A 23,987-nucleotide genomic window follows, 5' to 3' on the forward strand; every position below is an offset into this window, starting at 1 on the left:
AATGTGAACGGTTGCCCTGTTTATGGCAAACGTCGGCAGGAGGCTGACCCGCCGACGGCGTGGTTCAGGGCTTTTTGAACAGCCGTTCGATTTGGTTCAGCATGTTGGTGGCGCTGTAGTAATCGAGGCGGAAAGTGTCGTTGCCGACGGCGTAGACGTGCCGCTGTTCCACCGGCTCCAGATGTTTGAGGAACGGGTTGGTCAGCACCTCTTGCACTTTGCGCTCGTTGGTGGCGAACAGGATCAGCGTTTTGCCGTTCAGGCCCTCGGCCATTTTTTCGCCGGAGATCTGGATGATGTCATGGCGTTTACCCATGCTGGTGTTGCCTTTGGCGCTTTCCGGCGGGGTGGCCAGCTGGAAGCCGAGCTGGGTCAGCAGCTTGCCCTGGGCGGAACCCGGCGTCCACAGCATGGCCTCGCGGCCGTTGTCGGCATACACCAGCGGAGTGGTCGGCTGCGGCGGCAGCGCGATCGCCTGCTTCACTTGCTCCACGCGCTGTTCGAAACGATCCTCCGCCTGTTTGGCGCCGGCTTCATGGCCGGTGATCTCGCCGAGCTCGCTGGCCAGCTGCTGCCAGCTCTTGTCGCCATAGTCGAGCACCAGCGTCGGCGCAATGGCGGACAGCTGGTCATACAGCTTCAACGCCGAATCACCGCCGGTGGCGGCGACGACGATCAAATCCGGTGCGGCGGCGGCGACGGCTTCGGCATTGGGCTCCACCTGGTACAGCCGTTCGACGTGGCGCTGTTTGGCCACTTCGCTCCACTGGGTAAAGAAGCCTTGCTTATCGGCCACCAGGGGATTTGGGCTGGTGGCGGCGCTGGCGACCACCGGGGCGTCGATAGCCAGCAGCGTGCCGGTGATGGTGACGCTGGTGGACACGATGCGCTGCGGCGGTTTTTCCAGCGTGAATTTCCCTTTGACGCTGTCGATGGTGCGCGGCCAACTGCTGTCGGCAGCGGGGGCGGACGGTTTCTGCCCGTCGCTCTGGTCGTCCGGGCCGCAGCCGCTGAGCAGCAGGCTGGAAGTGGCGATAAATGCAATGAACAGCTGGCGTAAGGATAGGGTCATGAGCGGGCTCTTTCTTTCCTTGAACTAAGGCTTATCAATCCGGCGGCGGATTGGCTGCGTGGTGGATGCCCGCTAATTTACCATCCAAGCCGGCAAAATGATAACCATTCGTATCTCAGCGTGTGGTGAATAGTGAGAATAAGGAGAAAGTGGAGGTGAGTGCGGCAGAAACGAAAAAAGCGCCAAAAGGCGCTTTTCTCTGAATTGGTGGGTCGTGCAGGATTGATTCGGCCTTTGGCCTCACCCTGCGGGCAACGCTGCGCGTTGTCGTATCGCTGCGCGATGCTCGAACCTCTACGGCTCTTCATCCTTCACGACTCGGTAAACTATGCCTGCAAGAAGATAAAGTCAGAGTTGGGGGCGCAGAAACGAAAAAAGCGCCAAAAGGCGCTTTTCTCTGAATTGGTGGGTCGTGCAGGATTCGAACCTGCGACCAATTGATTAAAAGTCAACTGCTCTACCAACTGAGCTAACGACCCGCAGAAGTGGTGGGTGATGACGGGCTCGAACCGCCGACCCCCTCCGTGTAAAGGAGATGCTCTACCAACTGAGCTAATCACCCACTTCAGGACTTCCAGGTACTGCTAAACGAGAGAATGATGGTGGGTGATGACGGGCTCGAACCGCCGACCCCCTCCGTGTAAAGGAGATGCTCTACCAACTGAGCTAATCACCCTCATTCGTTCTCATTTTTCTCAACAAGATGGTGGGCGATGACGGGCTCGAACCGCCGACCCCCTCCGTGTAAAGGAGATGCTCTACCAACTGAGCTAATCGCCCCGTCTTGTTGGAGTCGCATTATAGGGATAGTTCAAAGTGAGTCAACGGTTTTTAAAATGATTTCAATCGTTCGCCGCAAATTTAGGCAGGGCGCGATAATTATCGCCAACGGCGCCGATTCTTTGCGCAACGCTATGCGAAACTCGCCGCAAAACGCGCGAAATCGACCGGCGCAATATCGTGTCGGCGTTGAGGAATTAGCGCGTGGTGATACAATGTCGTCCACTCTTTTTTCAATTCCGAGCAATCGTCGGCAACCGCCGACACGCGTTGCGTAATAAGGCAGTGAACCCAATGAAAATCAAAACCCGTTTTGCACCGAGCCCGACCGGCTATCTTCACGTCGGCGGCGCGCGTACCGCACTTTATTCCTGGTTGTTCAGCCGCCATGCGGGCGGTGAGTTCGTTCTGCGTATCGAAGATACCGATCTGGAACGCTCCACCCAGGACGCGATCGACGCAATTATGGATGGCATGAACTGGTTGAACCTGGATTGGGATGAAGGCCCGTATTTCCAGACCAAGCGTTTCGATCGTTACAACGCGGTCATCGACGAGATGCTGGAGCAGGGCACTGCCTATAAATGCTATTGCTCCAAGGAACGTCTGGAAGCGCTGCGCGAGAAGCAGATGGAAAACGGCGAGAAGCCGCGCTACGACGGCCACTGCCGCGACAGCCAGTGCAGCCACACCGACGACGAGCCGCACGTGGTGCGCTTCCGCAACCCGCAGGAAGGCTCGGTGATCTTCGACGACAAAATTCGCGGCCCGATCGAATTCAGCAACCAGGAGCTGGACGATCTGATCATCCGCCGTACCGATGGTTCGCCAACCTATAACTTCTGCGTCGTCGTCGATGACTGGGACATGGAAATCACCCATGTGATCCGCGGCGAAGACCATATCAACAACACCCCGCGCCAGATCAACATTCTCAAAGCGCTGGGCGCGCCGGTGCCGGAATACGCGCACGTGTCGATGATCCTCGGCGACGATGGTAAAAAGCTGTCCAAGCGTCACGGCGCCGTGGGCGTTATGCAGTACCGCGACGACGGCTATCTGCCGCAGGCGCTGCTGAACTACCTGGTGCGTCTGGGCTGGTCCCACGGCGATCAGGAGATCTTCTCCATCGATGAGATGAAAGAGTTCTTCACGCTGGAAGCGATCAACAAATCCGCCAGCGCGTTCAACACCGAGAAGCTGCAGTGGCTGAACCACCACTACATCAACCATATGCCGGCGGAAGAAGTGGCGGTGCATCTGGCGTGGCACGTTGAGCAACTGGGCCTTGAAACCCGCAACGGCCCGGAACTGAAAGACATCGTCAAGCTGCTGGGCGAGCGTTGCAAAACGCTGAAAGAGATGGCGGAGTCTTGCCGCTACTTCTATGAAGACTTCAGCGAGTTCGATGCCGACGCGGCCAAGAAGCACCTGCGCCCGGTGGCGCGTCAGCCGCTGGAAGCGGTGCGCGCCAAGCTGGCCGCCATCACCGTCTGGACGCCGGAAAACGTGCACGACGCCATTCAGGGCACGGCGGATGAGCTGGGTGTTGGCATGGGTAAAGTCGGCATGCCGCTGCGCGTTGCGGTGACCGGCGCCGGTCAGTCGCCGGGCATGGACGTGACCGTGCATGCTATCGGCCAGAAGCGTTCGCTGCAGCGCATCGACATGGCGCTGGCTTACATCGCCGAGCGCGAAGCGCAAGCCTGATTCGCTGATACGCTTTAAAGAAAAAGCCCCGTGGAGCGATCCCGGGGCTTTTTTCATGGCGGTGTGTCAGGCTTGCTCGCCGGCCGGCAAACCCGGGCGGTAGGCGAGGAAATACATCAGCCCGACAAAACCGGCGCCCCCCAGCGCGTTGCCGAGAAATACCGCGACGAAATTGGGCAGATACTGCTCCCAGCCCATGCCGCCGGCAAAGATGGCCGCCGGGATGATGAACATATTCGCCACCACGTGCTGGAAGCCGATGGCGACAAAAGCCATGACCGGGAACCACATGCCGATCACTTTGCCCGGCACATCCTTGCTGGCGAAGGCTAACCACACCGCCAGGCACACCAGCCAGTTGCAGCCGACGCCGGAAATGAAGGCGTGCAGGAAGTCCGCATCCACTTTGGCCTGCGCGATCGCCAGCGTCTTATGCAAGAATGCGCCTTCGGTCAGGCCCAGCAAATGGCCGAAGAAGTAGGCGACGGCCAGGCTGCCGGCCAGGTTGGCCAGGGTGACCCAAAACCAGTTGCGCAGCACGGCGATGGCGGGGATTTCGCGGGCAAACCAGGCCATCGGCAAGGTCATCATGTTGCCGGTCAGCAGTTCGCCGCCGGCCAGAATAGTCAGGATCAAACCGATAGGAAAGACCGCGGCACCCAACAGGGCACCGAAAGAGCCCCATTCGGCCGGCAGGGTGCCGATGACGTGAATATCCAGCAGAAAGCCGGTGGCAATAAAGGCGCCGGCGAGAAAGCCCAGAATCAGCAGATTAGCGAGCGGGGCGCGGCTTTTGTTTACCCCGGCCTGAACGGCGAGGGCGGCGATTTCTTTTGGTGAATGCAAAGACATGACGGACTCGGTTTATAGTAATGAAGTTTATGGCGCGGGCAGTCTATGCCGCTCGGGAGTCCGACTCAAGCGCATTTCGCTAACATTCCGTTAATTAAAAATCAACGTGATATGCAGGGTCTTTTGCCATTTTGAGATGTAGCGCGCAAAATGGATGAACTGTGCGCAAAGTGATGATTTTTTGGCGCCAAACATGCTGATTTGGCGGCTTTTTCAACGCTTGATTCAGTAATTCAATTTAGCCGTTGACAGCTTAGAGCGGGTTTCATATTATGCGCCCCGTTCACAGCACAAAGTGATTGTGGAACGGGGCTATAGCTCAGCTGGGAGAGCGCTTGCATGGCATGCAAGAGGTCGACGGTTCGATCCCGTCTAGCTCCACCAATCTTCTTCTCAGAGAGGTTGGGGAATACCGTAACGCCGGTCAAAGCGTACCACTTTTGTGGGGCTATAGCTCAGCTGGGAGAGCGCTTGCATGGCATGCAAGAGGTCGACGGTTCGATCCCGTCTAGCTCCACCACCATTTAAAAAGCCGACCTTAGGGTCGGCTTTTTGCTTTTCGTCATTTCACTTTCGCTGAATGCAGGCCAACAAAAAAGGCGCCCGCAGGCGCCTTGTTATCGCAGTAGGTTCGAGGCTTAGCCCAGCACCAGGCCTGCGATCGAAGCGGACAGGATGCTGACCAGCGTAGAGCCATACACCAGCTTCAGGCCAAAGCGCGACACCACGTTGCCCTGATGTTCGTTCAGGCCCTTGATCGCACCGGCCACGATACCGATGGAAGAGAAGTTGGCGAAGGACACCAGGAACACCGACAGGATCCCCAGGCTGCGCGGCGACAGTTCGGCAGACACTTTCTGCAGCTCCATCATTGCCACGAACTCGTTGGAAACCAGCTTGGTAGCCATGATGCTGCCAACCTGCAGGGCTTCGTGCTTAGGAATGCCCATGATCCAGGCGAACGGATAGAAGAAGTAGCCGAGGATTTCCTGGAAGCTCAGGCCGAAGATGGCGCTGAACACACCGTTGAGCGCGGCGATCAGGGCGATGAAGCCGATCAGCATCGCGGCAACGATAATCGCTACTTTGAAGCCGGCCAGGATATATTCACCCAGCATTTCGAAGAAGCTCTGGCCTTCGTGCAGGTTGCCGAGGTGCAGCTCTTCTTCTTTATTGGTGTCGTACGGGTTGACCAGCGACAGCACGATAAAGGTGCTGAACATGTTCAATACCAGCGCCGCCACCACGAACTTGGCGTCCAGCATGGTCATGTAGGCGCCGACGATGGACATGGACACCGTAGACATCGCGGTCGCCGCCATGGTGTACATGCGCTTTTCCGACATCTTGCCCAGGATATCCTTGTAGGCGATGAAGTTTTCGGATTGGCCGAGGATCAGCGAACTGACGGCGTTGAATGACTCCAGCTTGCCCATGCCGTTCACTTTCGACAGCACGGTACCGATAATGCGGATGATGAACGGCAGCACCTTGATGTACTGCAGAATACCAATCAGCGCCGAAATGAAGACGATCGGGCACAGCACCTTCAGGAAGAAGAACGCCAGGCCTTTGTCGCCCATGCCGCCGAATACGAAATCAGTCCCTTGTCCCGCAAACCCGAGCAGTTTGTCAAACAGCGCGGCGAATCCTTTTACGAAGCCCAAACCCGCTTCCGAATGCAGGAAAAAGTAGGCCAGCAGTACTTCGATAACCAGTAATTGAATAACATAGCGAATGCGGATGCTTTTGCGATCGCGGCACACCAACAGGGCCAGGATCGCCACCACCACTATCGCCAACGCAAAGTGCGCAATATGGGACATGTTTGCTCCAAATTTGAGGCAGGCTGAATTTCGGCTGTCATTTTATGTAACGCTACGTTTAAAAACGAGACTTCTATTGCAAATATGGAAAATCATAGCGGGAGTTCTCCTAAAGTGTTGCGCAAAAGCATAAAAAATCAAGACGTTAAATCGGCAATAGGAAATTCGTATTCTTGTACTAACCTGTCTTTCAGGGGTATTGCAGCCAAAATCCCATCAGAAAAGCACGGAAATCGGCAAGCTCCGCGCTGAACCCTTCGATAAAACCGTTAATGTTGGCTATTACAGAGATAAGTTTTACCGCTCTAAATGCGCTTGATAATTATTATCATTTATATAGAGTGGAGATAAACGTAATTTCAGTAAGGGTTCAACATATGCTGAACAGTCGCGTGGTTGAAACCACCTCCGGTCGCTCCGCCAGAAAAATCAAACTCTCGCTGATGGGGCCTGCCTTCATCGCCGCTATCGGCTATATCGATCCCGGTAACTTCGCCACCAACATCCAGGCCGGCGCCTCGTTCGGCTACAGCCTGCTGTGGGTGGTGGTTTGGGCCAACGTGATGGCGATGCTGATCCAGCTGTTGTCCGCCAAGCTGGGCATCGCCACCGGGAAAAATCTGGCCGAGCACATTCGCGATCGCTTTCCGCGGCCGGCGGTGTGGGCCTATTGGGTGCAGGCGGAGATCATCGCCATGGCGACCGATCTGGCCGAGTTTATCGGCGCGGCGATCGGCTTTAAGCTGCTGCTCGGCGTTTCCCTGCTGCAGGGCGCGGTGCTGACCGGCATCGCCACCTTTTTAATTCTGATGCTGCAAAAGCGCGGGCAAAAGCCGCTAGAGCTGGTGATTGGCGGCCTGCTGCTGTTCGTCGCCGCCGCTTACATCGTCGAGCTGGCGTTCTCTCAGCCGCAGCTCGCGCCGCTGCTGAAGGGCATGGCGCTGCCCGATCTGCCCAACGGCGATGCGGTATTTCTGGCCGCCGGGGTATTGGGCGCCACCATCATGCCGCACGTGATCTACCTGCATTCCTCGCTCACCCAAATCGGCGGCGAGCACGACAAGGCGGAGCGCTATGCCGCCACCAAAGTCGACGTCGCCGTGGCCATGACCATTGCCGGTTTTGTTAACCTGGCGATGATGGCCACCGCCGCCGCCGCGTTTCATTTCAGCGGCCACAGCGGCATCGCCGATCTCGACGTGGCCTACCTGACGCTGCAACCGCTGCTCGGGCAAGCCGCCGCCACCGTGTTTGGCCTGAGCCTGGTGGCCGCCGGCCTCTCCTCTACCGTGGTGGGCACGCTGGCGGGGCAGGTGGTGATGCAGGGGTTCGTGCATTTCCATATTCCGCTGTGGCTGCGGCGTGCGGTGACCATGCTGCCGTCGTTTATCGTCATCATGCTGGGGATGGACGCCACGCGCATTCTGGTGCTGAGCCAGGTGCTGCTCAGCTTCGGCATTGCGCTGGCGCTGGTGCCGCTGCTGGCTTTCACCGGCAATCGGGCGCTGATGGGGGAGATGGTCAACGGCCCTGTGGTGCAAAACCTGGGCAAGCTGATCGTGCTGGTGGTGGTGGGATTGAACGGCTACCTGCTGATCGGCAGCGTACTGTAGGCGAAAATAGCGCGGGCCGGCATTGCGCCGGCCCGTCGTCGTTAATCGCGGTCGTCATCGCCGTGGCGGCGCCAGCGATCGCGGTCATGATCGTGGTGGTGCTTTTTCTCTTTCTTCCAGTGGTGCTTATCGTAATGCCTGTCGTATTTACGATAGCGTCCTTCATGATAGTAATAGTGTTTGCGCCAGTAGTCGCGGTCGCGCCAGCGATAGCCGTCCCAGTAGTAACCGCGGCGGCTGCGGTCGCCGAGATAGCGCCCCTGATGGCCTTGCCACCAGTCGCGATCGCGCCAGTCGTAACCGTCCCAGTAACGGCCGCGATTGTCCCGATCGCCGATACGCAGTGAAACGCCCGGCATCAGATCGATGCTGATCCCTTCGGCGTGCGCCTGCTGTGCGGCGGGCAGTACCGTCGCCGCCAAGATGGCGGCCAAGAGCAGAGGTTTAAACATGACTTCTCCTTTCCGCTTGCGCGGCCTGGCCGTTTGTCACTTTATGAAGCGCGTTCATCAGTTTAAAAAAGCGGCCTTATCGTTATTTTTGCTGCAATATCGGCATCATAGCGCCGGCGCATAGGGTTGAATCTGAGAGCCACTCTGAAAACGGCGACGAAGGCCAAGATTTGAGATTTTTCTGGGGTATCGCCGCTCGATTGAGCGGCGGAATTTGTAAGCGATTACAGTAAGATTTTCTCGATCTGCGCGAGTTCTTCTTCACTGAAGTGGCGATTGGCCAGCATGCCCACCGCGTCTTCTATCTGCGCATTCTTGCTGGCGCCGATCAGCACCGAGGTAACGCGATCGCCGCGCAGCACCCAGGCCAGCGCCATTTGCGACAGCTTCTGCCCGCGTTGCCGCGCCAGCGCATCGAGGCGGCGCACCTTGTCCAGCCGCTCGGCGGTCAACTGCTCCGGCTGCAGGAAGCGGCTGCCGCTGGCGGCGCGGGAATCTTGCGGAACGCCGTGCAGGTAGCGGTCGGTCAGCAGGCCGCCCGCCAGCGGCGAGAAGGCGATCGAGCCGACGCCATGCTCCGCCAGCGTATCCAGCAGCGCCGTCTCCGGCCCGCGTTCCAACATCGAATACTTCGGCTGGTGGATCACGCACGGCGTGCCGAGCCGCTGCAGAATGTCGAATGCCTGCCGCGCGCGCTCGGCCGGGTAGTTGGACAGGCCGACATACAGCGCTTTGCCCTGGCGCACCAACAAATCCAGCGCCGCCATGGTTTCTTCCAGCGGCGTCTGCGGATCCGGCCGATGATGATAAAAGATATCCACATACTCCAGCCCCATGCGCTTCAGGCTCTGATCGAGGCTGGCGACCAGGTACTTTTTCGAGCCCCAATCACCGTAGGGGCCGGGCCACATGGTGTAACCGGCTTTGGATGAGACGATCAGCTCATCGCGCCAGGCCCGCAGATCGGCGTTGAGTATGCGGCCAAAGTTCTCCTCGGCGGCGCCGGGCGGCGGGCCGTAGTTATTGGCCAGATCGAAATGAGTAATGCCGCGATCGAAGGCGCAGCGGATCAGGCCGCGGGCGTTGTCGTACAGCGTGGCGTCGCCGAAATTGTGCCACAGTCCGAGCGAGACGGCGGGCAGCTTCAGCCCGCTGCGGCCGCAGCGCCGGTATTCCATGTCTTGATAACGTGAGGGGGAGGCGGGGTAGGACATAGTTATCCTTGTCGGCGAGAGGTGAAGTGCTTTGAGTGTATACGCTTTCACACCGCGCTGCCGGGGGAGCGATCACAGCGTCGGCATGTAACGCCAGGTTGCCGATCGATGCAGGAATCCTTGTTCGAAATTTGAACAGCATCTTCGATACTTAAAGGTAATCGCTCCAGCTGCAGACAGGTGATGATCATGACTCAGACCTATACGGTGGCCGATTATCTGCTCGATCGTCTGGCCCAAATCGGCATCCGTCATTTCTTCGGCGTGCCGGGGGATTACAACCTGCAATTCCTCGATCACGTCCTCGCCCATCCGCAAATCACCTGGGTAGGCTGCGCCAACGAACTGAACGCCGCCTACGCCGCCGACGGCTATGCGCGCTGCAAACCGGCGGCCGCGCTGCTCACCACCTTTGGCGTCGGCGAGCTGAGTGCGTTGAACGGGGTGGCCGGCAGCTACGCCGAGTACCTGCCGGTGATCCACGTGGTCGGCACGCCGGCGCAGCGCGCTCAGCGCGCCGGTGATTTGCTGCACCATTCGCTGGGGGATGGCGACTTCACCCACTTCGCCCGCATAGCCAAAGAGGTGACCGTCGCGCAGGCCGACCTGACCGCCGACAACGCCGCAGAGGAGATCGACCGCCTGATCGGCGTCGCCTTGCTGGAACATCGCCCGGTTTACCTGATGTTGCCCAGCGACGTCGCGCAGGCGCCGCTGCCGAGTAAACCGGCGCCGCTGATGCTGCGCCAGGCCAAACTGTCGCGCAGCGCATTGCAGGCGTTTATCGCCGCGGCGCGCGAAAAGCTGCTGTCGGCGCGGCGGGTATCGCTGCTGGCGGACTTCCTGGCCGATCGCTTCGGTGCCGAAGCGGCGCTGGACGAGTGGCTGCAGGAGGTCGACATTCCGCACGCTACGCTGCTGCTCGGCAAAGGCGTGCTGGATGAGAACCGCGCCGGTTTTGTCGGTACCTACTGCGGCGGTGCCAGCGATCCGGCGGTGAAACAGCTTATCGAAAACGCCGATGTGGTGATCAACGTCGGCGTGCGTTTGACCGACACCATTACCGCCGGTTTCACGCATCATCTGCCGGTGGAAAAATGCATCGACATTCAGCCGTTCGAAGCCTGGGTCGGGCGGCAGCGCTTTAGCCGCATTCCGATGCGCGACGCGGTGCGGGCGCTGCATCGCCTGAGCCTGTCGCTGGCGTCGCGTTGGCCGTTGCCGCCGATCGTCCGCCCGGCGCTGCCGGAAGGCGATGGGGAAGGGCTGGATCAGCACGCCTTCTGGCGGCAGATGCAGGATTTCCTGCGGCCCGGGGATATCGTGCTGGCCGATCAGGGCACCGCCTGTTTCGGTGCGGCGGCGCTGACGTTGCCGCGCGGCTGCCGGTTGATCGTGCAGTCGCTCTGGGGATCGATCGGCTATACCCTGCCGGCGACGTTCGGCGTGCAGACCGCCGAACCGCAGCGCCGGGCAGTGCTGCTGATTGGCGACGGCGCCGCGCAACTGACCGTGCAGGAGCTGGGTTCGATGCTGCGCGACGGGCTTAAACCGGTGATCTTCGTGCTGAATAATCAGGGATATACCGTCGAGCGCGCCATCCACGGGCCGGAGCAACGTTATAACGACATCGCGCGCTGGAACTGGACGCAGTTGCCGCCTGCGCTGGCCGGCGAGCGGCCGGTGAAGGCGCTGCGGGTCAGCGATTCGGACGGCTTGCGCCAGGCGCTGCGCGAGGTAGCCGACGGCGATCGGCTGGCCTTCATTGAAGTGATGCTGCCGAAGATGGACATTCCCGAGCTGCTCGACACCGTTTCGCGCGCCATCCAGGCGCGCAACGCCGCCGCTTAAGGCAGGGAATCGCCCAGCAGGCGCTTCAGCACCCAGAACCCCGCCGGGCCCGGCGGGGCCAGTTTTGACCATACCGCATCCACCGAGATCATTTTCGGCCAGCCGCGCGGCCGCAGCTCGGTCAGCATATTGTGGCCGTATTGTTGCACCAGCCAGTGCGGCAATACCGCCCAGCCGAACCCCTGTTCCGCCATCTCCAGCAGCAGCAGATAGCTGGGCGCCGACCAAACCAGGCCGCCTTGTCTGGCCGCTTCGGCGCCGGTGTAGGTGTTCAGGATCAGCTGTCGGGTGCTGGACAACTGCTCCGGCGTCGGCGCGGCGGCCTGCGCCAGCGGATGCTGGTGGGCGACGAACAGCCCCATGTCGGTTTGTTCCGGCAAACGAGAGAAGGCGATATCCGGCGGGTAGCTTTTTTGCACTTCCACCATGCCCAAATGCGCGCGGCCGCTTTGCAGCAGATCGATAACGTCGCCATCTTCGGCGATCATCCACTCCAGCTCAATCTCCGGGTAACGCAGTTCGAATTGTTGCATCAATTGATCGTGATGCTTGGGTTGATAGGTATCGGAGAACACCATGCTCAGGCGCGGTTCGACCTCGCCCGCCAGTTGAATGCTCAGCGCGTCGAGCCGCTCGCTGGCGGCGAGGATCGCCTGCACATGCCCCAGCACTTTGCGGCCGGCGGCGGTGAGCACCGGCTGGCGCGCGCTGCGATCGAACAGCGTCAATGCCAGGTCGGCCTCCAGATTGGCGATGGCGGTGCTGATGGTGGATTGGCTTTTGCGCAGCTTGCGCGCGGCGGCGGAAAACGAGCCGAGGGCGGCGGCTTCGACAAACGCGTGCAGCGCTTCCGGGGAATAGTGCATAAACTATCTACTTTATCGATGGAACCTATTTTTAATCTACCCAAAAAAGCGATGATAATCACCTGACTTTCGCAACAACTGTCGGAAAAAAGGTGATGTATGCAACTGCAAAACAAGTCTCTCATTGAACGTATCGTCCACGCCGTCGGTTTCGAGGTGATTGCCGTAATGATCGTTTCTCCGCTGGGGGCATGGCTGCTTAATCGTTCGATGGTGCAAATCGGCGCATTGGCGGTGGCCTTGGCGACCATCGCCATGGTCTGGAATATGGTTTACAACACGGTGTTCGACCGTCTGTGGCCGGTCAGCCGGGTCGTCCGCAACCTGAAGGTGCGTGTGCTGCACGCCGTCGGCTTTGAAGCCGGTTTTATCCTGATCGGCGTGCCGATCGCCGCCTGGATGCTGAATATTTCCGTATTGCAGGCCTTTATGCTGGAGATCGGTTTCTTCCTGTTCTTCCTGCCGTACACCATGGCCTATAACTGGCTGTACGACACGCTGCGCCAGCGCTGGTTCGAAGCGCGCCAGCCGATCAATTCCGGCGCTGAATAAGGCGTCGTCAGCCCGGCGATTCTCAGGTAAGGTCAGAGGATTGTCGCAACAGGCTGAGGAAAGAAAAATGAAAGTGTTGGGCTTGCTGGGTGGCATGAGCTGGGAATCCACCATTCCGTATTACCGCACCATCAACGAGCAGGTAAAGGCGCGCCTCGGCGGGCTGCATTCGGCCAAAATCGTGCTCTACAGCGTCGATTTTCAGGAGATCGAGCGATTGCAGCATCAGGGCGATTGGGACGGCGCCGGCCGATTGCTGGCCGCCGCCGCGGTGGCGTTGCGCGCCGCCGGCGCCGAAGCCATCGTGATCTGCACCAACACCATGCACAAGGTGGCGGAGGCGGTCGAGCAGGCCAGCGGCCTGCCGCTGATCCACATCGCCGACGCCACGGCGCTGCAGGTGCGGGAAAAAAACATTCGCCGCGTCGGGCTGCTGGGCACGCGCTTTACCATGGAGCAGACCTTCTACCGTGGCCGCCTGCAGGAATTGCACGGCATTGAGGTGGTGACGCCGGTCAGCGCCGATCGCGACATCGTACACCGCATCATCTATGACGAACTGTGCCTCGGTAAAATTCGCGACGCCTCGCGCGACGAGTATCGCCGGATCATCAGCGATCTGGAGCAGCAGGGCGCGCAGGGGATTATTTTCGGCTGCACCGAGATAGGGTTGTTGGTGAGCGAGCAGGATGCCTCGGTGCCGGTGTTCGACACCACCGCGATCCACGCCCGCGCCGCCGCGGCGTTCGCGCTGGCCTAATCGTCGTGCGGCGGTTGCCGGCGGTTCACCAGCATCAGCGGTTTGCCCGCCAGCGCCAGCCAGGCGGGCAGCATCACGATGCACAAGACCGGTAGCAGGTGCAGATCCGGCACCACCGCCACCGCCATGAACAGGCTGAGCCAGCCGTCGCGCGTCACCACCAGCACCAGCCCCATGATGGCGCAGGAGACGGTGATCGCCGCCGGCACCGCCGGGACGTGCTGATGCAGCATCAGCCCCAGCGCCACGCCGACGAACACCGCCGGGAAGATGCGCCCGCCGCGAAAGCCGCTAGCGGCGGCGATCACCAGCGCCGCCAGCTTGGTCAGGGTAATGGCCAACAGCGCCGGCACCGAATAGCCGTCGTCTTGCGCGAGGCGCTTCATTTCATCCAGCCCTTTGAACAGGGTAATCTCTCCGCCCACCAGCGCCAGCAGGCCCAGCACAAAACCCCCCAGCCCTAACATCAACACCGGATTCTTCATCGAATGGAACAGGCGGTGAACGTGCGGGAAGCACCACAGCGCCACCATGCCGAGCGCGATGGCGATCAGCGCCACGATGGCGCCGCTGAAGATGTCCGGCAGCCGCGTCACGTCGTAGGCGTCGAGCTGCAGGGCGAAATTGGGCACGAAGAACATCTGGGTGGTGACCGCGCCGGCGGCGGCGGCCACCAGCGGGGCGAACAGGCGATCCCACAGCGGCGTTTCGTTATTGCCCGCCAGGGTTTGCGAGAATATCAGCGCGGCGGCGACCGGTGTACCGAACATCGCGCCGATGGTGCCCGCAGCCGCCAGGATGATCCAGTCCATGCGCGGCACCTTCGGCAGCAGGCGTGCACCGGCGGCCGCTACCAGCGCGATATTGATGGCGGTGATCGGGTTCTCCGGCCCCAGGCTGACGCCGCCGGCCAGGCCGACGATCAGCGCCAACCCCAGCCCCGGCAGGGCGGAGAGCGGCAGCGGCATGCCGATCAGCGATTCCGTCGCCGGGTCCGGCCCGGCGTGGCCCGGCATATAGCGCACGATAAGGCCCACCGCCACGCCGGTCAGCGTCAGCATCGCGACCGGCCACCAGGGCGACTGGGCATCCAGGCTCAGCGCATCGGGCAGCGTCACCCACAGTAATTGCTGCAGCGCGGCGGCGACTTTCATCACCAGCAGCAGCACCAGACTGGAAGCGGAACCGATAATCAGCGCAGGCAAAGCAAAGGCCAACATGGCATTGGCGCGCGGATGCAGCATGGGTAATCCCTTGTCGATGCCTCCCTGCAGGGCAGGGAGAGCGGGTGGTTGGGCTGTGGCCACAGCTTGCCAGACTATCGGCGCGCAGGCACGCATTGATATTGCCCGGCGGCGATGACGGTTAACAGTCGCCGGGGGGCGTTTTTTGCCGCAATTTGTTTCAAGGCGCGGCGTCGCGGGCAAGCTGAAACGTTTTTTGTGATCCGGATCGCTATTGGGGTGCAGATCCGGGGCGGGTGATTGTTGTTTTCGCAGCAGGATTTTACAGTGTGGGCAGCTTTTTATTTTTCATTTTGCGGAGACGAAATCAATGACCTATGCCCTCGTGGGTGATGTTGGCGGCACCAATGCCCGCCTGGCGTTGTGCACTGTTGCGACGGGTGAAATTACCCAGGCGAAAACCTATTCCGGCCTGGAGTTCGACAGCCTGGAGGCGGTGATCCGCCAATACCTGAAAGCGTGCGATATCGAGGTGCAGGACGCCTGTATCGCGATCGCCTGCCCGGTGACCGAAGACTGGGTGGCGATGACCAACCACAGCTGGGCGTTCTCGATCAAAGAAATGAAGGCCAGCCTGGGGCTGAGCCACCTGGAAGTGATCAACGATTTCACCGCCGTCTCGATGGCGATCCCGATGCTTTCGCCGGACGACGTGCTGCAGTTTGGCGGCGGCGATGCGCAGCCGGGCAAACCGATCGCGGTGTACGGCGCCGGCACCGGGCTGGGCGTTGCCCACCTGGTGCACGTCGATCGCCGCTGGGTCAGCCTGCCGGGCGAGGGCGGCCATGTCGATTTCGCGCCGAACAGCGAAGAAGAAGACATCATTCTGGAGGTGCTGCGCGCGGAAGTGGGGCACGTTTCCGCCGAGCGCGTGCTGTCCGGGCCGGGCCTGGTCAACCTGTATCGCGCCATCGTCAAGGCGGACAACCGCCTGCCGGAGAAATGGGAACCGAAGGACATCACCGAGCGGGCGCTGGCAGACAGCTGTATCGATTGCCGCCGCGCGCTGTCGCTGTTTTGCGTGATTATGGGGCGCTTCGGCGGCAACCTGGCGCTGAATCTGGGCACCTTCGGCGGCGTGTACATCGCCGGCGGCATCGTGCCGCGCTTTATGGAATTCTTCAAGGCCTCGGGCTTCCGCGCCGCCTTCGAAGACAAGGGGCGCTTCCGCGACTATGTGCGCGACATCCCGGTGTTCATGATAACGCATGGCCAGCCGGGCCTGCTGGGTGCCGGCGCGCATCTGCGCCAGACGCTGGGCATGCATCTGTAAGCCCGGAGATGAAGTAATAAAAAAAGGGGCGCAACCCGCAGGTTGCGCCCCTTGTCGTTTTCGCGGGGGATCAGGCTTTGGCCAGCTCCGCCGTCTGGGCGGTTTCTGCCGTTTCCGCTTCCACCGCCTTCGGCGCTTTGATGAACAGCGTAATCAGCAGGGAGGCGGCGGACAGGACGCCAATCACCATGAAGGTGGCGTGGAAGCCGCCGAAGTATTTGGCGACGAACGAACCGGCCAGCGCGCCCAGGCCGAAACCCTGATAGATGATGCCGTAGTTCTTGCTGTGGTTTTTCAGGCCGAAGAAGTCGCCGACAATCGCCGGGAACACGGTGATGTTGCCGCCGAAGCAGAAGGCCACCGCGCCGACGCAGATGAAGAACAGCGTGTGGTTCAGGGTCATGAAGCTCAGGGCGACAATCGCCAGCACGGTAACCAGCATGGTGAAGCTGATGACGCGCATGCGGCCCACTTTATCGGACAGCGTACCCAGGATGATGCGGCCGGCGGTGTTGAAGATGGCGACGGCGGACACGGTGTTGGCGGCGGTGGCCAAATCCATCCCGGCCAGTTGAACGCCCATGTCTTTCACGATGCCGATGAGGTACAGACCGCTCATGCAGGCCGCGAAGAAGATGGTGAACAGCAGGTAGGCTTCTTTGGTGGCCAGCATCTGGCGCACGCTGAAGTCGTTGCCCAGACCGTTGGCGCCTTGCTGCGCGGCGTTGGTCGCCAGCACCGGCTCTTTCAGCAGCAGGGAACCGACGACGATCAGGCCCATCACGATGGCACCCCAGTAGAAGAAGGCGCCGGAAACGCCGACGTCGGCGATCAGGGCGGCGTTGACGTATTTGAACAGCAGGCTGCCGCTGCCGAAGGCGCCGACGGAGATGCCGGAAATCAGGCCTTTATTGGCCGGGAACCACTTAATCAGGTTGGACAGGGTGGAGATGTAGGCGATACCGACCGCAAAACCCACCACCACGCCGGCCAGCAGGTAAATCATGTCGAGCGAGCTGACGTGGGCGCTGGCGATCAGGCCCAGGCCGACCAGAATGCCGGAACACAGCGTCAGGTTGCGGATGCCGAAGCGCTCTTGCAGCTTGCCGGCGAACAGCGTGGCGAAGGCCAGGAAGAAGCTGGTGATGGAGAAGGTGGTGGCGACGTCCGCCAGCCCCCAGTGGAACTTGTCGACCAGCGGCTGGTTGAACAGGCTCCAGGTGTAGATGGTGCCCAGGCCCATCTGACAGATGATGGTGCCGAGAACGATTAAGCTGCGATTTGCCGGTTTGGTGTTCATGGCCGGTCTCCTTCCTGTGTGTGCGTTGCCGGGCGTGAGCCGCTGGCTGAAATTTGCGGGGTGAAGCTGTGTTCCCGCGGTATGGGCTTATTATATGGCCGGCCCCCCCGGCGGGCGGCGGATCGGGAATGAGTTGCACGGCGGAAGGAATGAAATGCATGTTATGCGGCGTGAGTTGCCGTTTTTGCGCCGAAAAGCGCGTGAAATGCCGTGGGTTGCACGTGATCTACATCAAAGATATCAACGATTTATTGTTAACTGCCGGTGAACGATTGTGGTGAAATTGTGAAGGATGCGTCTGAATGGCGTAAATCGGCATTGCGCCTATAGAGCGGCGATGAGCGCGGGACTATGTTATCTGCGATCGGACGAGGTCCGCTCTGCAGGAGTCCATGAAATGAAAAAAACGCTGTTGTTACTGGCCGCGCTGCTGGCGCTGCCGCTGGCGAGCCAGGCCGACGTGTCCATCGGCGTGAACGTGCCGGGCCTGTCGTTGCATATCGGCGATCGCGATAATCGCGGCCACTACTGGGACGGCTATCGCTGGCGCGATCCGCGCTGGTGGGCCGATCACCACCGGTATGAACGCCCGCGCGGGTACTATTATGGCCTGCCGCCACGGGTGATTTACTACGGGCCGCCGCGGCGCGACTGGCGAGACCGGCCGCATTACCGCATGCCGCCGCCACCGCCGCCCGGCTATTACTACCGTCCGGGCCCACGCTGGTAAGCGCTTACAGGCGCATCAGCTGGCGAAACTCTTTCACCTTGCTGCGGCTGACCGGCACTTCAAACTCAAGATCGCTCAGCCGCAGAATGTAGGTATTGTTGAACCAGGGCACGATCTCGCGGATCTTGGCCAGGTTAACGCAGTAAGAGCGGTGGCAGCGGAAGAAATGCGCTTCCGGCAGCCGGCCGTAAAACTCGGTGATGTTCATCGGCATCACGAACTCTTCCCGGCGGGTATAGACCCGCGTCACCTTTTCATCGGCGGCGGCGTAGTAGATGTCGTTGATGTCGGTAACGATGATCCGCTCGTCTTTGATCAGATTGATGCTGTGGCTGCCGCGGCTCGGCGCGCTGGCCGGTTCCGCCCCACCGGCGGGGCGCTGGTGCAGCGCCTCCAGCTTTTGCAGCATGGTGACGATGCGCGCTTCGTGATAGGGCTTGAGGATATAGTCGAACGCCTCGATCTCGAACGCTTCCACCGCGTGCTCTTTATAGGCGGTGATGAACACGATCGACGGGCGATGCGCGAACTTGCTGATGTTTTGCGCCAGCAGCACGCCGTCCAGCGACGGGATATTGATGTCGAGGAAAATGGCGTCGACCTGGTGGGTTTGCAGGTATTTCAGGACGTCGAGGCCGTCCTCGAAGCTGGCGACGATATCGATATTGCTGTGTTTCTTGATCAGGTAGCTGAGTTCTTCCTGCGCGAGGAATTCGTCTTCCACGATGATGGCTTTCATGAGGCCTCCCCGACCGGCGGCGCGCTCGGTTCCTGATGCAGCTTGCCGCCGTTTTTGCTGATGTAGAACGCGATTTCGGTGCCCGGCTCCAGGCGGCGGATATGCAGCCCTTCACCATACAGCAGCGACACGCGGTGGTGCACGTTGAGCAGGCCGATATTGTGGCCCGGCATCTCGTTGCGCGCCACCCGGTCGATGGTTTCCTGATTGATGCCGTGGCCGGTATCCTTCACCGAAATCTTCACCCGATCGCCCTGATCTTTCACCGCGATCACCACCACCCCTTTACCCTTGCAGGGCTGGATGCCGTGCACGATGGCGTTTTCCACCAGCGGCTGGATCAGCAGGCTGGGAATGCGCACCGAGACGTCGTCGTCGATGTCGTAAATCACCGTCAGCTTGGCGCCGAAGCGCGCCTGTTCGATGGCGATATAGTCCTGAATCTGATGCAGCTCCTTGCGGATATCGATCAGTTCGTCGTTCAGCTCCAGGTTGTAGCGCAGGTAGCGCGACAGATTGATGATCAGCTGGCGCGCGGTGTCCGGATTCAGGCGGATAGAGGAAGAGATGGCGTTCAGCGCGTTGAACAGGAAGTGCGGGTTGATCTTGCTCTGCAGCGCGCGCATTTCGGCTTTGTCCGCCATCTGGCGCAGATGCTCGATGCGGGAAACCTCGATCTGCGTGGAGATGATCTGCGACAGCCCGACCGCCATTACCTTCAGCGTGTTGGTGATCTGGTGGGCGTGGCAGTAGTAAATTTTCAGCGCGCCGGTCACTTCGCCTTTTTCCCACAGCGGCACCACCAGCTGCGAATGGATCTGCGGCGCGGCCGGGTTTTCCAGGTTGTTCTTGATGATGATTTTGCCGTGACGAATGCTTTCGCGGGTGACGCGGCTCAGCCCTTCGCGGCCGATCGGGTAGGCTTCGCGCCCTACGCCGACGTAGGCCAGCACCTGGTGGGTATCGGTGATCGCCACCGCGTCGGCGCGGATGTCCTGGCGGATGATATCGCAGATGGTGGCCAGCGATTCGCTGTTGATGTTGCGGAAATAGGGCAGCGTCTTGTGGGCGATATCCAGCGCCAGCTTGGCCTGGCGCGCGGCGATCACCTCTTTTTCATCCTCGACGCTCTGCACCAGCAGCACGATCAGGCCGATGCACACCGTGCCGAGGATCATCGGCAGGGCAATCTGCGACACGATGTCCAACCCAAGCTCGGTCGGCTTGGCCCACAGCACGATCAGCAGCATGGTGAGGGATTCGCACAGCATGCCGCCGACGATGCCGGCGCGCCAGCGCTGCTCTTTTTTCACCTTGAGGTTGATGTAGCCGGCGCTGATGCCGGCGATGATGCTGGTGATAAGGCAAGGCACCGAGGTGATGCCGCCGATGTCGATCAGATAGCGGTGCACCCCGGCGACGATGCCGGTGACGATGCCCACCCAGGGGCCGAACAGGATGCCGCCGGCCATGATGGCGATGACGCGCACGTTGACCAGCGACCCTTCGACGTTGATGCCGGAGTAGGTGCTGAACAGCGCGAACAGCGAGAAGATCGCCGTGACGATGCCGAGCTCGAGCGGCGTATGGTCTTCTTTTTGCAGCAGTTGGCGGAACAGCCGGGTGCGGGTCAGGAAAAACAGACAGATCAACATCAGCGCGGCGCGATCAAACACCGCCAACAGCATTTCAAAAAAAGGGTGCACGACGGGTTCTCGCTGCGGCCTACGGATGGCGGCAGTATACCACAGCGAAAGGGGCCCGTGGCGCGCGCCACGGGCGGGGGATCAGCCCATGCCGAGCTGCGCTTTACCCAGCGGCGTCAGCAGGTCGGCGGTGGCGCGGCCGTCGAAATCCACCTCGAAGTCGTCGGGGGCGAAGTCCGGCGGCGTTCTGCCGTCGATAAAGCTCGGCAGCTGGCGCTGCAGATAGGCGTCGTTTTTCTCGCAGCCCGGCGCGGCGGCGATGTACATCACGTTGCTGTCGAACTCGCCGTTATGCTCGTTCTCCACCGCGTGGATCACGTCGCAGTGCCAAAATACCGTGTCGCCCGGCTCCAGATCGGGAATAGGGGAAATCCCACTTAATAAAAGGGGATGCCATTTTTCCGAGATCGACAGCGCGCGGCCCGGCGCCGCATCGCACAGATCGTCGTCTGCGACGTCGTCCTGCAGCGCGCGCAGCAGCACATAGGCCATGGCATTGGCGATCGGCACCAGGTTCAGCGTGCCGGCATTGGTGCGCTGCGGCGTCAGCGCCGTCCAACCCTGGAAGGTGCGGAACATCGAACAGACCGCCGGCGAGGCTATCTCGCGCACCTCGGTGCGGCCGTCGGCGGCGAAGGGATCGTACTGCTGCCAGTCGCCGGAGAAAACGTGGCGATACACATAGCGGAAGTTTTCGTCCAGCCAGCGCTCGATGGTGCCGCTGTCGACGTGCGGCGACAGACCCAGCGACGAGGAGTTCGGCGGGCGGCGGCGGGTACGATCGGCATAGGTGGTGACGCGGGTCGGATCGAAATGCTGTTTGCCGTTGCTCTCGGTGGCCCATAGGCTGTTGAGGAACACCTGCACCGCATGCATGCGCGCATCCTGCCGCGCCTCGACCTGCGGTTTCGACCAATAGATGCCGTAAATCTGCGGTTTGCTGGCGGCCAGCTTGCCGAAATAGTTGTCTTCAGCGGCGTTTTTCAACCGCTCGACGAAGTTGTTGCGCTCAAGGTAGTCGCCGATTTCCCGGTTCCAGCCCTCGGCCTTGGCGCGGGGAAATACGCCGCGAATGGCGCAGGCGCCGCGCTGTTTGATCAGCGCTATCTGCTGCTCGCTGACGCGCTGCTGTAGGATATCTTCCGCGTCGATCTGCGGCACCGGATTGTGGCCGGCGGCCAGCTCGCGCCGGATCTGTTCGACCTGGCCGCGGATGTTCTCTTCCAGCGCCAGAAATACGTCGCGGTAGTTCGGCAATGCCTGGCGCAGCTGGCGCTTGACGTTAACGATCGTCTGCGGAATATCGTCGATGACTAAAGAGGCCATGGTGTTCTCCTCGTGCCGCGTGCGTGACTGCGGCGAGCGGTTGTAGGGAATCGGGCAAGACGTTATGGTTTTGTGGTTTTAACGTGAATGATTATCGGCAATCAATCGGGGAAAATAAAGAGATATCTTTCATTCGTAAGTTCCTCTTTTTCGTTTTTCGGAGATTTTATGAAGCTGGTCACTGAACGTCTGCACTTACAGTCGATAACCGCCGAGGATTGGCCGCTGTTTTTGCGCCTGTACCAAGATCCCGAGGTGATTCGTTACATCTCCGATCCGCGCAGCGAAGCGGAGATCCGCGCCCGGTTCGAGGAGCGGCTGCCGGCCTGGGACAAACACGGTGAGCAGTGGCTGTGCCTGGTGATGCGTGAGAAGCACAGCGGGGAGGCGGTGGGCGTTACCGGCTTTCGCCCGCAGTGGGTGCCGTATCGGCAGGCGGAAGTGGGATACGGGAGTTTGCCTGCCGGCCAGGGCAAGGGCTATGGCAAGGAGTCGCTGCGGGCGGTGCTGGATTTTGCGGTGAACGCCTGCGGTTTTCACAAGCTGACCGCCACCGTGACCGCGGGCAACCTCGCTTCGCGCGGCCTGCTGGAGTCGTGCGGTTTTCAGCTGGAAGGCACGCTGCGCGACAACTACCGTCTGGCGGGGCAGTGGTGCGACGACTGGCTGTTCGGGCTGCTGGCGGCGGAGTTTCAGGGCGGCAAATAAAAATATCGCGCCGGGTATCGACAAGCTCGTCGGCGCTGCGCTATGTTCGATATTCGGTCAGTTCGCTGGCCAGCGTCGCTCGGACGGTCCGGGCGCTAACGTCTATCGAGGAATCCCCTATGGCTGATAACAGTCCACAGCGCCGTTTTACGCGCATTGAACGTCTTCCCCCTTACGTATTCAACATCACCGCCGAACTGAAGATGGCCGCGCGCCGTCGCGGCGAGGATATTATCGACTTCAGCATGGGTAACCCCGACGGCCCGACGCCGCCGCACATCGTGGAAAAACTGTGCGCCGTCGCCCAGCGCGACGACACCCACGGTTATTCCACCTCGCGCGGCATTCCGCGCCTGCGTCGCGCCATTTCGCGCTGGTATGCCGACCGTTATCAGGTGGATATCGATCCGGAAAGCGAAGCCATCGTCACTATCGGTTCGAAAGAGGGGCTGGCGCACCTGATGCTGGCGACCCTCGATCACGGCGATACCGTGCTGGTGCCGAACCCCAGCTACCCGATCCACATTTACGGCGCGGTGATCGCCGGCGCCCAGGTGCGTTCGGTGCCGCTGGTGGACGGCGTGGATTTCTTCGGTGAGCTGGAGCGCGCCATTCGGGAAACCATTCCGCGCCCGAAAATGATGATCCTCGGCTTCCCGTCCAACCCGACCGCGCAGTGCGTGGAGCTGGATTTCTTCGAGCGGGTGGTGGCGCTGGCCAAGCAGTACAACGTGCTGGTGATCCACGATCTGGCCTATGCCGATATCGTCTATGACGGCTGGCAAGCGCCGTCGATCATGCAGGTGCCGGGAGCGAAAGACATTGCGGTGGAGTTCTTCACCCTGTCGAAAAGCTACAACATGGCCGGCTGGCGCATCGGGTTCATGGTCGGCAATCCCGAGCTGGTCAGCGCGCTGGCGCGCATCAAGAGCTATCACGACTACGGCACCTTTACGCCGCTGCAGGTGGCGGCCATCGCCGCGCTGGAGGGCGATCAGCAGTGCGTGCGCGATATCGCCGAGCAGTATCGGCAGCGCCGCAACGTGCTGGTGAAGGGGTTGCATGAGGCCGGCTGGATGGTGGAAAATCCGAAGGCGTCGATGTACGTGTGGGCGAAAATTCCCGAGCCTTATGCCCACCTCGGTTCGCTGGAGTTCGCCAAACGCCTGCTGGCGGAAGCCAAGGTCTGCGTCTCGCCGGGCATCGGCTTCGGCGACTACGGCGATACCCACGTGCGCTTCGCGCTGATCGAGAATCAGGACCGTATCCGCCAGGCGGTGCGCGGCATCAAGGCGATGTTCCGCGCGGACGGGCTGTTGAAGCCGGGCAAGGCGGGCAGCGCCAAATAATCCTGTCAGGCCGGGCGTTCGCCCGGCCTTATTTTTTCCGTCCCAAGGTTTTCTTCATTATTTC

Annotated in this window: 20 protein-coding genes, 6 tRNA genes and 1 other RNA gene; 11 read left to right on the plus strand and 16 right to left on the minus strand. The window is 60.7% G+C overall.

Features of this window, described 5'->3' with window-relative positions:
• Window positions 1-64: 64 nt before the first annotated feature.
• The 6 genes from fepB to ACJ8HN_RS00335 form a co-directional block, all read right to left on the minus strand.
• Window positions 65-1,072 (minus strand): Fe2+-enterobactin ABC transporter substrate-binding protein, encoded by a 1,008-nt coding sequence (fepB, locus tag ACJ8HN_RS00310; RefSeq protein WP_033649828.1) that lies wholly within the window; start codon window positions 1,070-1,072, stop codon window positions 65-67.
• A 205-nt stretch (window positions 1,073-1,277) separates the two neighbouring features.
• Window positions 1,278-1,401: non-coding RNA, RtT sRNA (locus ACJ8HN_RS00315), on the minus strand.
• Between the two features lie 74 nt (window positions 1,402-1,475).
• A tRNA-Lys gene (locus ACJ8HN_RS00320) sits at window positions 1,476-1,551 on the minus strand.
• A gap of 7 nt (window positions 1,552-1,558) precedes the next feature.
• Window positions 1,559-1,634: transfer RNA gene (locus ACJ8HN_RS00325), tRNA-Val, on the minus strand.
• Window positions 1,635-1,672: 38 nt separating this feature from the next.
• Window positions 1,673-1,748 (minus strand) — tRNA-Val (locus tag ACJ8HN_RS00330).
• A 28-nt stretch (window positions 1,749-1,776) separates the two neighbouring features.
• Window positions 1,777-1,852: transfer RNA gene (locus ACJ8HN_RS00335), tRNA-Val, on the minus strand.
• A gap of 294 nt (window positions 1,853-2,146) precedes the next feature.
• Here ACJ8HN_RS00335 and gltX point away from each other — a divergent pair.
• A complete protein-coding gene (gene gltX / locus ACJ8HN_RS00340) occupies window positions 2,147-3,562 on the plus strand; it encodes a glutamate--tRNA ligase (protein WP_015378659.1) in 1,416 nt (471 codons plus the stop codon).
• A 66-nt stretch (window positions 3,563-3,628) separates the two neighbouring features.
• Here gltX and ACJ8HN_RS00345 read toward each other — a convergent pair whose 3' ends face one another.
• The gene (locus ACJ8HN_RS00345; protein ID WP_041036155.1) at window positions 3,629-4,414 is read right to left on the minus strand and encodes a formate/nitrite transporter family protein; all 786 of its coding nucleotides are present in this window, start codon (window positions 4,412-4,414) and stop codon (window positions 3,629-3,631) included.
• Window positions 4,415-4,722: 308 nt separating this feature from the next.
• Between ACJ8HN_RS00345 and ACJ8HN_RS00350 the strand changes: the two genes are divergently transcribed.
• Window positions 4,723-4,798, plus strand: a tRNA-Ala gene (locus tag ACJ8HN_RS00350).
• Between the two features lie 60 nt (window positions 4,799-4,858).
• Window positions 4,859-4,934 (plus strand) — tRNA-Ala (locus ACJ8HN_RS00355).
• A 118-nt stretch (window positions 4,935-5,052) separates the two neighbouring features.
• Here the strand turns inward: ACJ8HN_RS00355 and ACJ8HN_RS00360 are convergent.
• Window positions 5,053-6,240, minus strand: coding sequence for a NupC/NupG family nucleoside CNT transporter (locus tag ACJ8HN_RS00360; RefSeq protein WP_004936373.1), 1,188 nt, complete (start codon window positions 6,238-6,240; stop codon window positions 5,053-5,055).
• Window positions 6,241-6,617: 377 nt separating this feature from the next.
• Here ACJ8HN_RS00360 and ACJ8HN_RS00365 point away from each other — a divergent pair, with 377 nt between their 5' ends.
• Window positions 6,618-7,853, plus strand: a complete 1,236-nt coding sequence (locus tag ACJ8HN_RS00365; protein WP_033635427.1) for an Nramp family divalent metal transporter — start codon at window positions 6,618-6,620, stop codon at window positions 7,851-7,853.
• 41 nt (window positions 7,854-7,894) lie between these two features.
• On the opposite strand, the gene ACJ8HN_RS00370 is transcribed toward ACJ8HN_RS00365, so the two are convergent.
• A complete protein-coding gene (locus ACJ8HN_RS00370) occupies window positions 7,895-8,305 on the minus strand; it encodes a DUF2502 domain-containing protein (protein ID WP_049195598.1) in 411 nt (136 codons plus the stop codon).
• Between the two features lie 224 nt (window positions 8,306-8,529).
• Window positions 8,530-9,519: an L-glyceraldehyde 3-phosphate reductase gene (gene mgrA / locus ACJ8HN_RS00375; RefSeq protein WP_049214195.1), complete on the minus strand. Its 990-nt coding sequence runs from the start codon at window positions 9,517-9,519 to the stop codon at window positions 8,530-8,532.
• Between the two features lie 189 nt (window positions 9,520-9,708).
• Between mgrA and ACJ8HN_RS00380 the strand changes: the two genes are divergently transcribed.
• The gene (locus ACJ8HN_RS00380) at window positions 9,709-11,370 is read left to right on the plus strand and encodes an alpha-keto acid decarboxylase family protein (RefSeq protein WP_060388114.1); all 1,662 of its coding nucleotides are present in this window, start codon (window positions 9,709-9,711) and stop codon (window positions 11,368-11,370) included.
• On the opposite strand, the gene ACJ8HN_RS00385 is transcribed toward ACJ8HN_RS00380, so the two are convergent.
• Entirely contained in the window at window positions 11,367-12,236 is an 870-nt protein-coding gene (locus tag ACJ8HN_RS00385) for a LysR family transcriptional regulator (RefSeq protein ID WP_346423330.1), read from the minus strand. The genes ACJ8HN_RS00380 and ACJ8HN_RS00385 overlap by 4 nt on opposite strands.
• 99 nt (window positions 12,237-12,335) lie before the next feature.
• Here ACJ8HN_RS00385 and ACJ8HN_RS00390 point away from each other — a divergent pair, with 99 nt between their 5' ends.
• Together ACJ8HN_RS00390 and ACJ8HN_RS00395 are read left to right on the plus strand one after the other, a co-directional pair.
• A complete protein-coding gene (locus ACJ8HN_RS00390) occupies window positions 12,336-12,788 on the plus strand; it encodes a multidrug/biocide efflux PACE transporter (protein WP_033635424.1) in 453 nt (150 codons plus the stop codon).
• Window positions 12,789-12,855: 67 nt separating this feature from the next.
• Window positions 12,856-13,548 (plus strand): aspartate/glutamate racemase family protein, encoded by a 693-nt coding sequence (locus tag ACJ8HN_RS00395; RefSeq protein WP_033653701.1) that lies wholly within the window; start codon window positions 12,856-12,858, stop codon window positions 13,546-13,548.
• Here ACJ8HN_RS00395 and ACJ8HN_RS00400 read toward each other — a convergent pair.
• The gene (locus ACJ8HN_RS00400) at window positions 13,545-14,792 is read right to left on the minus strand and encodes an ion channel protein (RefSeq protein ID WP_033648113.1); all 1,248 of its coding nucleotides are present in this window, start codon (window positions 14,790-14,792) and stop codon (window positions 13,545-13,547) included. The two genes, ACJ8HN_RS00395 and ACJ8HN_RS00400, sit on opposite strands and share 4 nt — an antisense overlap.
• Window positions 14,793-15,102: 310 nt before the next feature.
• Between ACJ8HN_RS00400 and glk the strand changes: the two genes are divergently transcribed.
• Complete coding sequence (gene glk / locus ACJ8HN_RS00405; RefSeq protein WP_197771691.1) at window positions 15,103-16,065, plus strand: glucokinase; 963 nt, start codon at window positions 15,103-15,105, stop codon at window positions 16,063-16,065.
• A 70-nt stretch (window positions 16,066-16,135) separates the two neighbouring features.
• Here glk and ACJ8HN_RS00410 read toward each other — a convergent pair whose 3' ends face one another.
• Complete coding sequence (locus ACJ8HN_RS00410) at window positions 16,136-17,365, minus strand: L-lactate MFS transporter (protein WP_033653703.1); 1,230 nt, start codon at window positions 17,363-17,365, stop codon at window positions 16,136-16,138.
• Window positions 17,366-17,762: 397 nt separating this feature from the next.
• On the opposite strand from ACJ8HN_RS00410, the gene ACJ8HN_RS00415 reads away from it, so the two are divergent.
• A complete protein-coding gene (locus ACJ8HN_RS00415; RefSeq protein ID WP_442522927.1) occupies window positions 17,763-18,095 on the plus strand; it encodes a DUF2502 domain-containing protein in 333 nt (110 codons plus the stop codon).
• A 4-nt stretch (window positions 18,096-18,099) separates the two neighbouring features.
• Here ACJ8HN_RS00415 and ACJ8HN_RS00420 read toward each other — a convergent pair whose 3' ends face one another.
• The 3 genes from ACJ8HN_RS00420 to ACJ8HN_RS00430 all read right to left on the minus strand — a co-directional run bounded on the left by ACJ8HN_RS00420 (window position 18,100) and on the right by ACJ8HN_RS00430 (window position 21,866).
• Window positions 18,100-18,834, minus strand: a complete 735-nt coding sequence (locus ACJ8HN_RS00420) for a LytR/AlgR family response regulator transcription factor (RefSeq protein ID WP_033653705.1) — start codon at window positions 18,832-18,834, stop codon at window positions 18,100-18,102.
• Entirely contained in the window at window positions 18,831-20,522 is a 1,692-nt protein-coding gene (locus ACJ8HN_RS00425; RefSeq protein WP_033635418.1) for a sensor histidine kinase, read from the minus strand. The genes ACJ8HN_RS00420 and ACJ8HN_RS00425 overlap by 4 nt, the downstream gene beginning before the upstream one ends.
• 99 nt (window positions 20,523-20,621) lie before the next feature.
• Window positions 20,622-21,866, minus strand: coding sequence for a DUF1479 domain-containing protein (locus tag ACJ8HN_RS00430; RefSeq protein ID WP_060451740.1), 1,245 nt, complete (start codon window positions 21,864-21,866; stop codon window positions 20,622-20,624).
• A gap of 168 nt (window positions 21,867-22,034) precedes the next feature.
• Here ACJ8HN_RS00430 and ACJ8HN_RS00435 point away from each other — a divergent pair, with 168 nt between their 5' ends.
• The gene (locus ACJ8HN_RS00435; protein ID WP_033648108.1) at window positions 22,035-22,574 is read left to right on the plus strand and encodes a GNAT family N-acetyltransferase; all 540 of its coding nucleotides are present in this window, start codon (window positions 22,035-22,037) and stop codon (window positions 22,572-22,574) included.
• 119 nt (window positions 22,575-22,693) lie between these two features.
• Complete coding sequence (gene alaC, locus ACJ8HN_RS00440) at window positions 22,694-23,923, plus strand: alanine transaminase (protein WP_033648107.1); 1,230 nt, start codon at window positions 22,694-22,696, stop codon at window positions 23,921-23,923.
• Window positions 23,924-23,987 lie beyond the last annotated feature (64 nt).

The organism is Serratia sp. CY29653 (assembly GCF_052169255.1).
In the GTDB taxonomy this organism is placed as follows: Bacteria; Pseudomonadota; Gammaproteobacteria; order Enterobacterales; family Enterobacteriaceae; genus Serratia; species Serratia sarumanii.

Coding starts and splice junctions, on each gene's coding strand:
- ACJ8HN_RS00395 (WP_033653701.1), top strand. CDS start 12,856: ATGAAAGTGTTGGGCTTGCTGGGTGGCATGAGCTGGGAATCCACCATT.
- ACJ8HN_RS00370 (WP_049195598.1), bottom strand. CDS start 8,305: ATGTTTAAACCTCTGCTCTTGGCCGCCATCTTGGCGGCGACGGTACTG.
- ACJ8HN_RS00420 (WP_033653705.1), bottom strand. CDS start 18,834: ATGAAAGCCATCATCGTGGAAGACGAATTCCTCGCGCAGGAAGAACTC.
- mgrA (WP_049214195.1), bottom strand. CDS start 9,519: ATGTCCTACCCCGCCTCCCCCTCACGTTATCAAGACATGGAATACCGG.
- ACJ8HN_RS00345 (WP_041036155.1), bottom strand. CDS start 4,414: ATGTCTTTGCATTCACCAAAAGAAATCGCCGCCCTCGCCGTTCAGGCC.
- ACJ8HN_RS00425 (WP_033635418.1), bottom strand. CDS start 20,522: ATGCTGTTGGCGGTGTTTGATCGCGCCGCGCTGATGTTGATCTGTCTG.
- ACJ8HN_RS00390 (WP_033635424.1), top strand. CDS start 12,336: ATGCAACTGCAAAACAAGTCTCTCATTGAACGTATCGTCCACGCCGTC.
- ACJ8HN_RS00365 (WP_033635427.1), top strand. CDS start 6,618: ATGCTGAACAGTCGCGTGGTTGAAACCACCTCCGGTCGCTCCGCCAGA.
- ACJ8HN_RS00385 (WP_346423330.1), bottom strand. CDS start 12,236: ATGCACTATTCCCCGGAAGCGCTGCACGCGTTTGTCGAAGCCGCCGCC.
- gltX (WP_015378659.1), top strand. CDS start 2,147: ATGAAAATCAAAACCCGTTTTGCACCGAGCCCGACCGGCTATCTTCAC.
- ACJ8HN_RS00415 (WP_442522927.1), top strand. CDS start 17,763: ATGAAAAAAACGCTGTTGTTACTGGCCGCGCTGCTGGCGCTGCCGCTG.
- ACJ8HN_RS00380 (WP_060388114.1), top strand. CDS start 9,709: ATGACTCAGACCTATACGGTGGCCGATTATCTGCTCGATCGTCTGGCC.
- ACJ8HN_RS00400 (WP_033648113.1), bottom strand. CDS start 14,792: ATGCTGCATCCGCGCGCCAATGCCATGTTGGCCTTTGCTTTGCCTGCG.
- glk (WP_197771691.1), top strand. CDS start 15,103: ATGACCTATGCCCTCGTGGGTGATGTTGGCGGCACCAATGCCCGCCTG.
- ACJ8HN_RS00410 (WP_033653703.1), bottom strand. CDS start 17,365: ATGAACACCAAACCGGCAAATCGCAGCTTAATCGTTCTCGGCACCATC.
- ACJ8HN_RS00360 (WP_004936373.1), bottom strand. CDS start 6,240: ATGTCCCATATTGCGCACTTTGCGTTGGCGATAGTGGTGGTGGCGATC.
- alaC (WP_033648107.1), top strand. CDS start 22,694: ATGGCTGATAACAGTCCACAGCGCCGTTTTACGCGCATTGAACGTCTT.
- ACJ8HN_RS00435 (WP_033648108.1), top strand. CDS start 22,035: ATGAAGCTGGTCACTGAACGTCTGCACTTACAGTCGATAACCGCCGAG.
- fepB (WP_033649828.1), bottom strand. CDS start 1,072: ATGACCCTATCCTTACGCCAGCTGTTCATTGCATTTATCGCCACTTCC.
- ACJ8HN_RS00430 (WP_060451740.1), bottom strand. CDS start 21,866: ATGGCCTCTTTAGTCATCGACGATATTCCGCAGACGATCGTTAACGTC.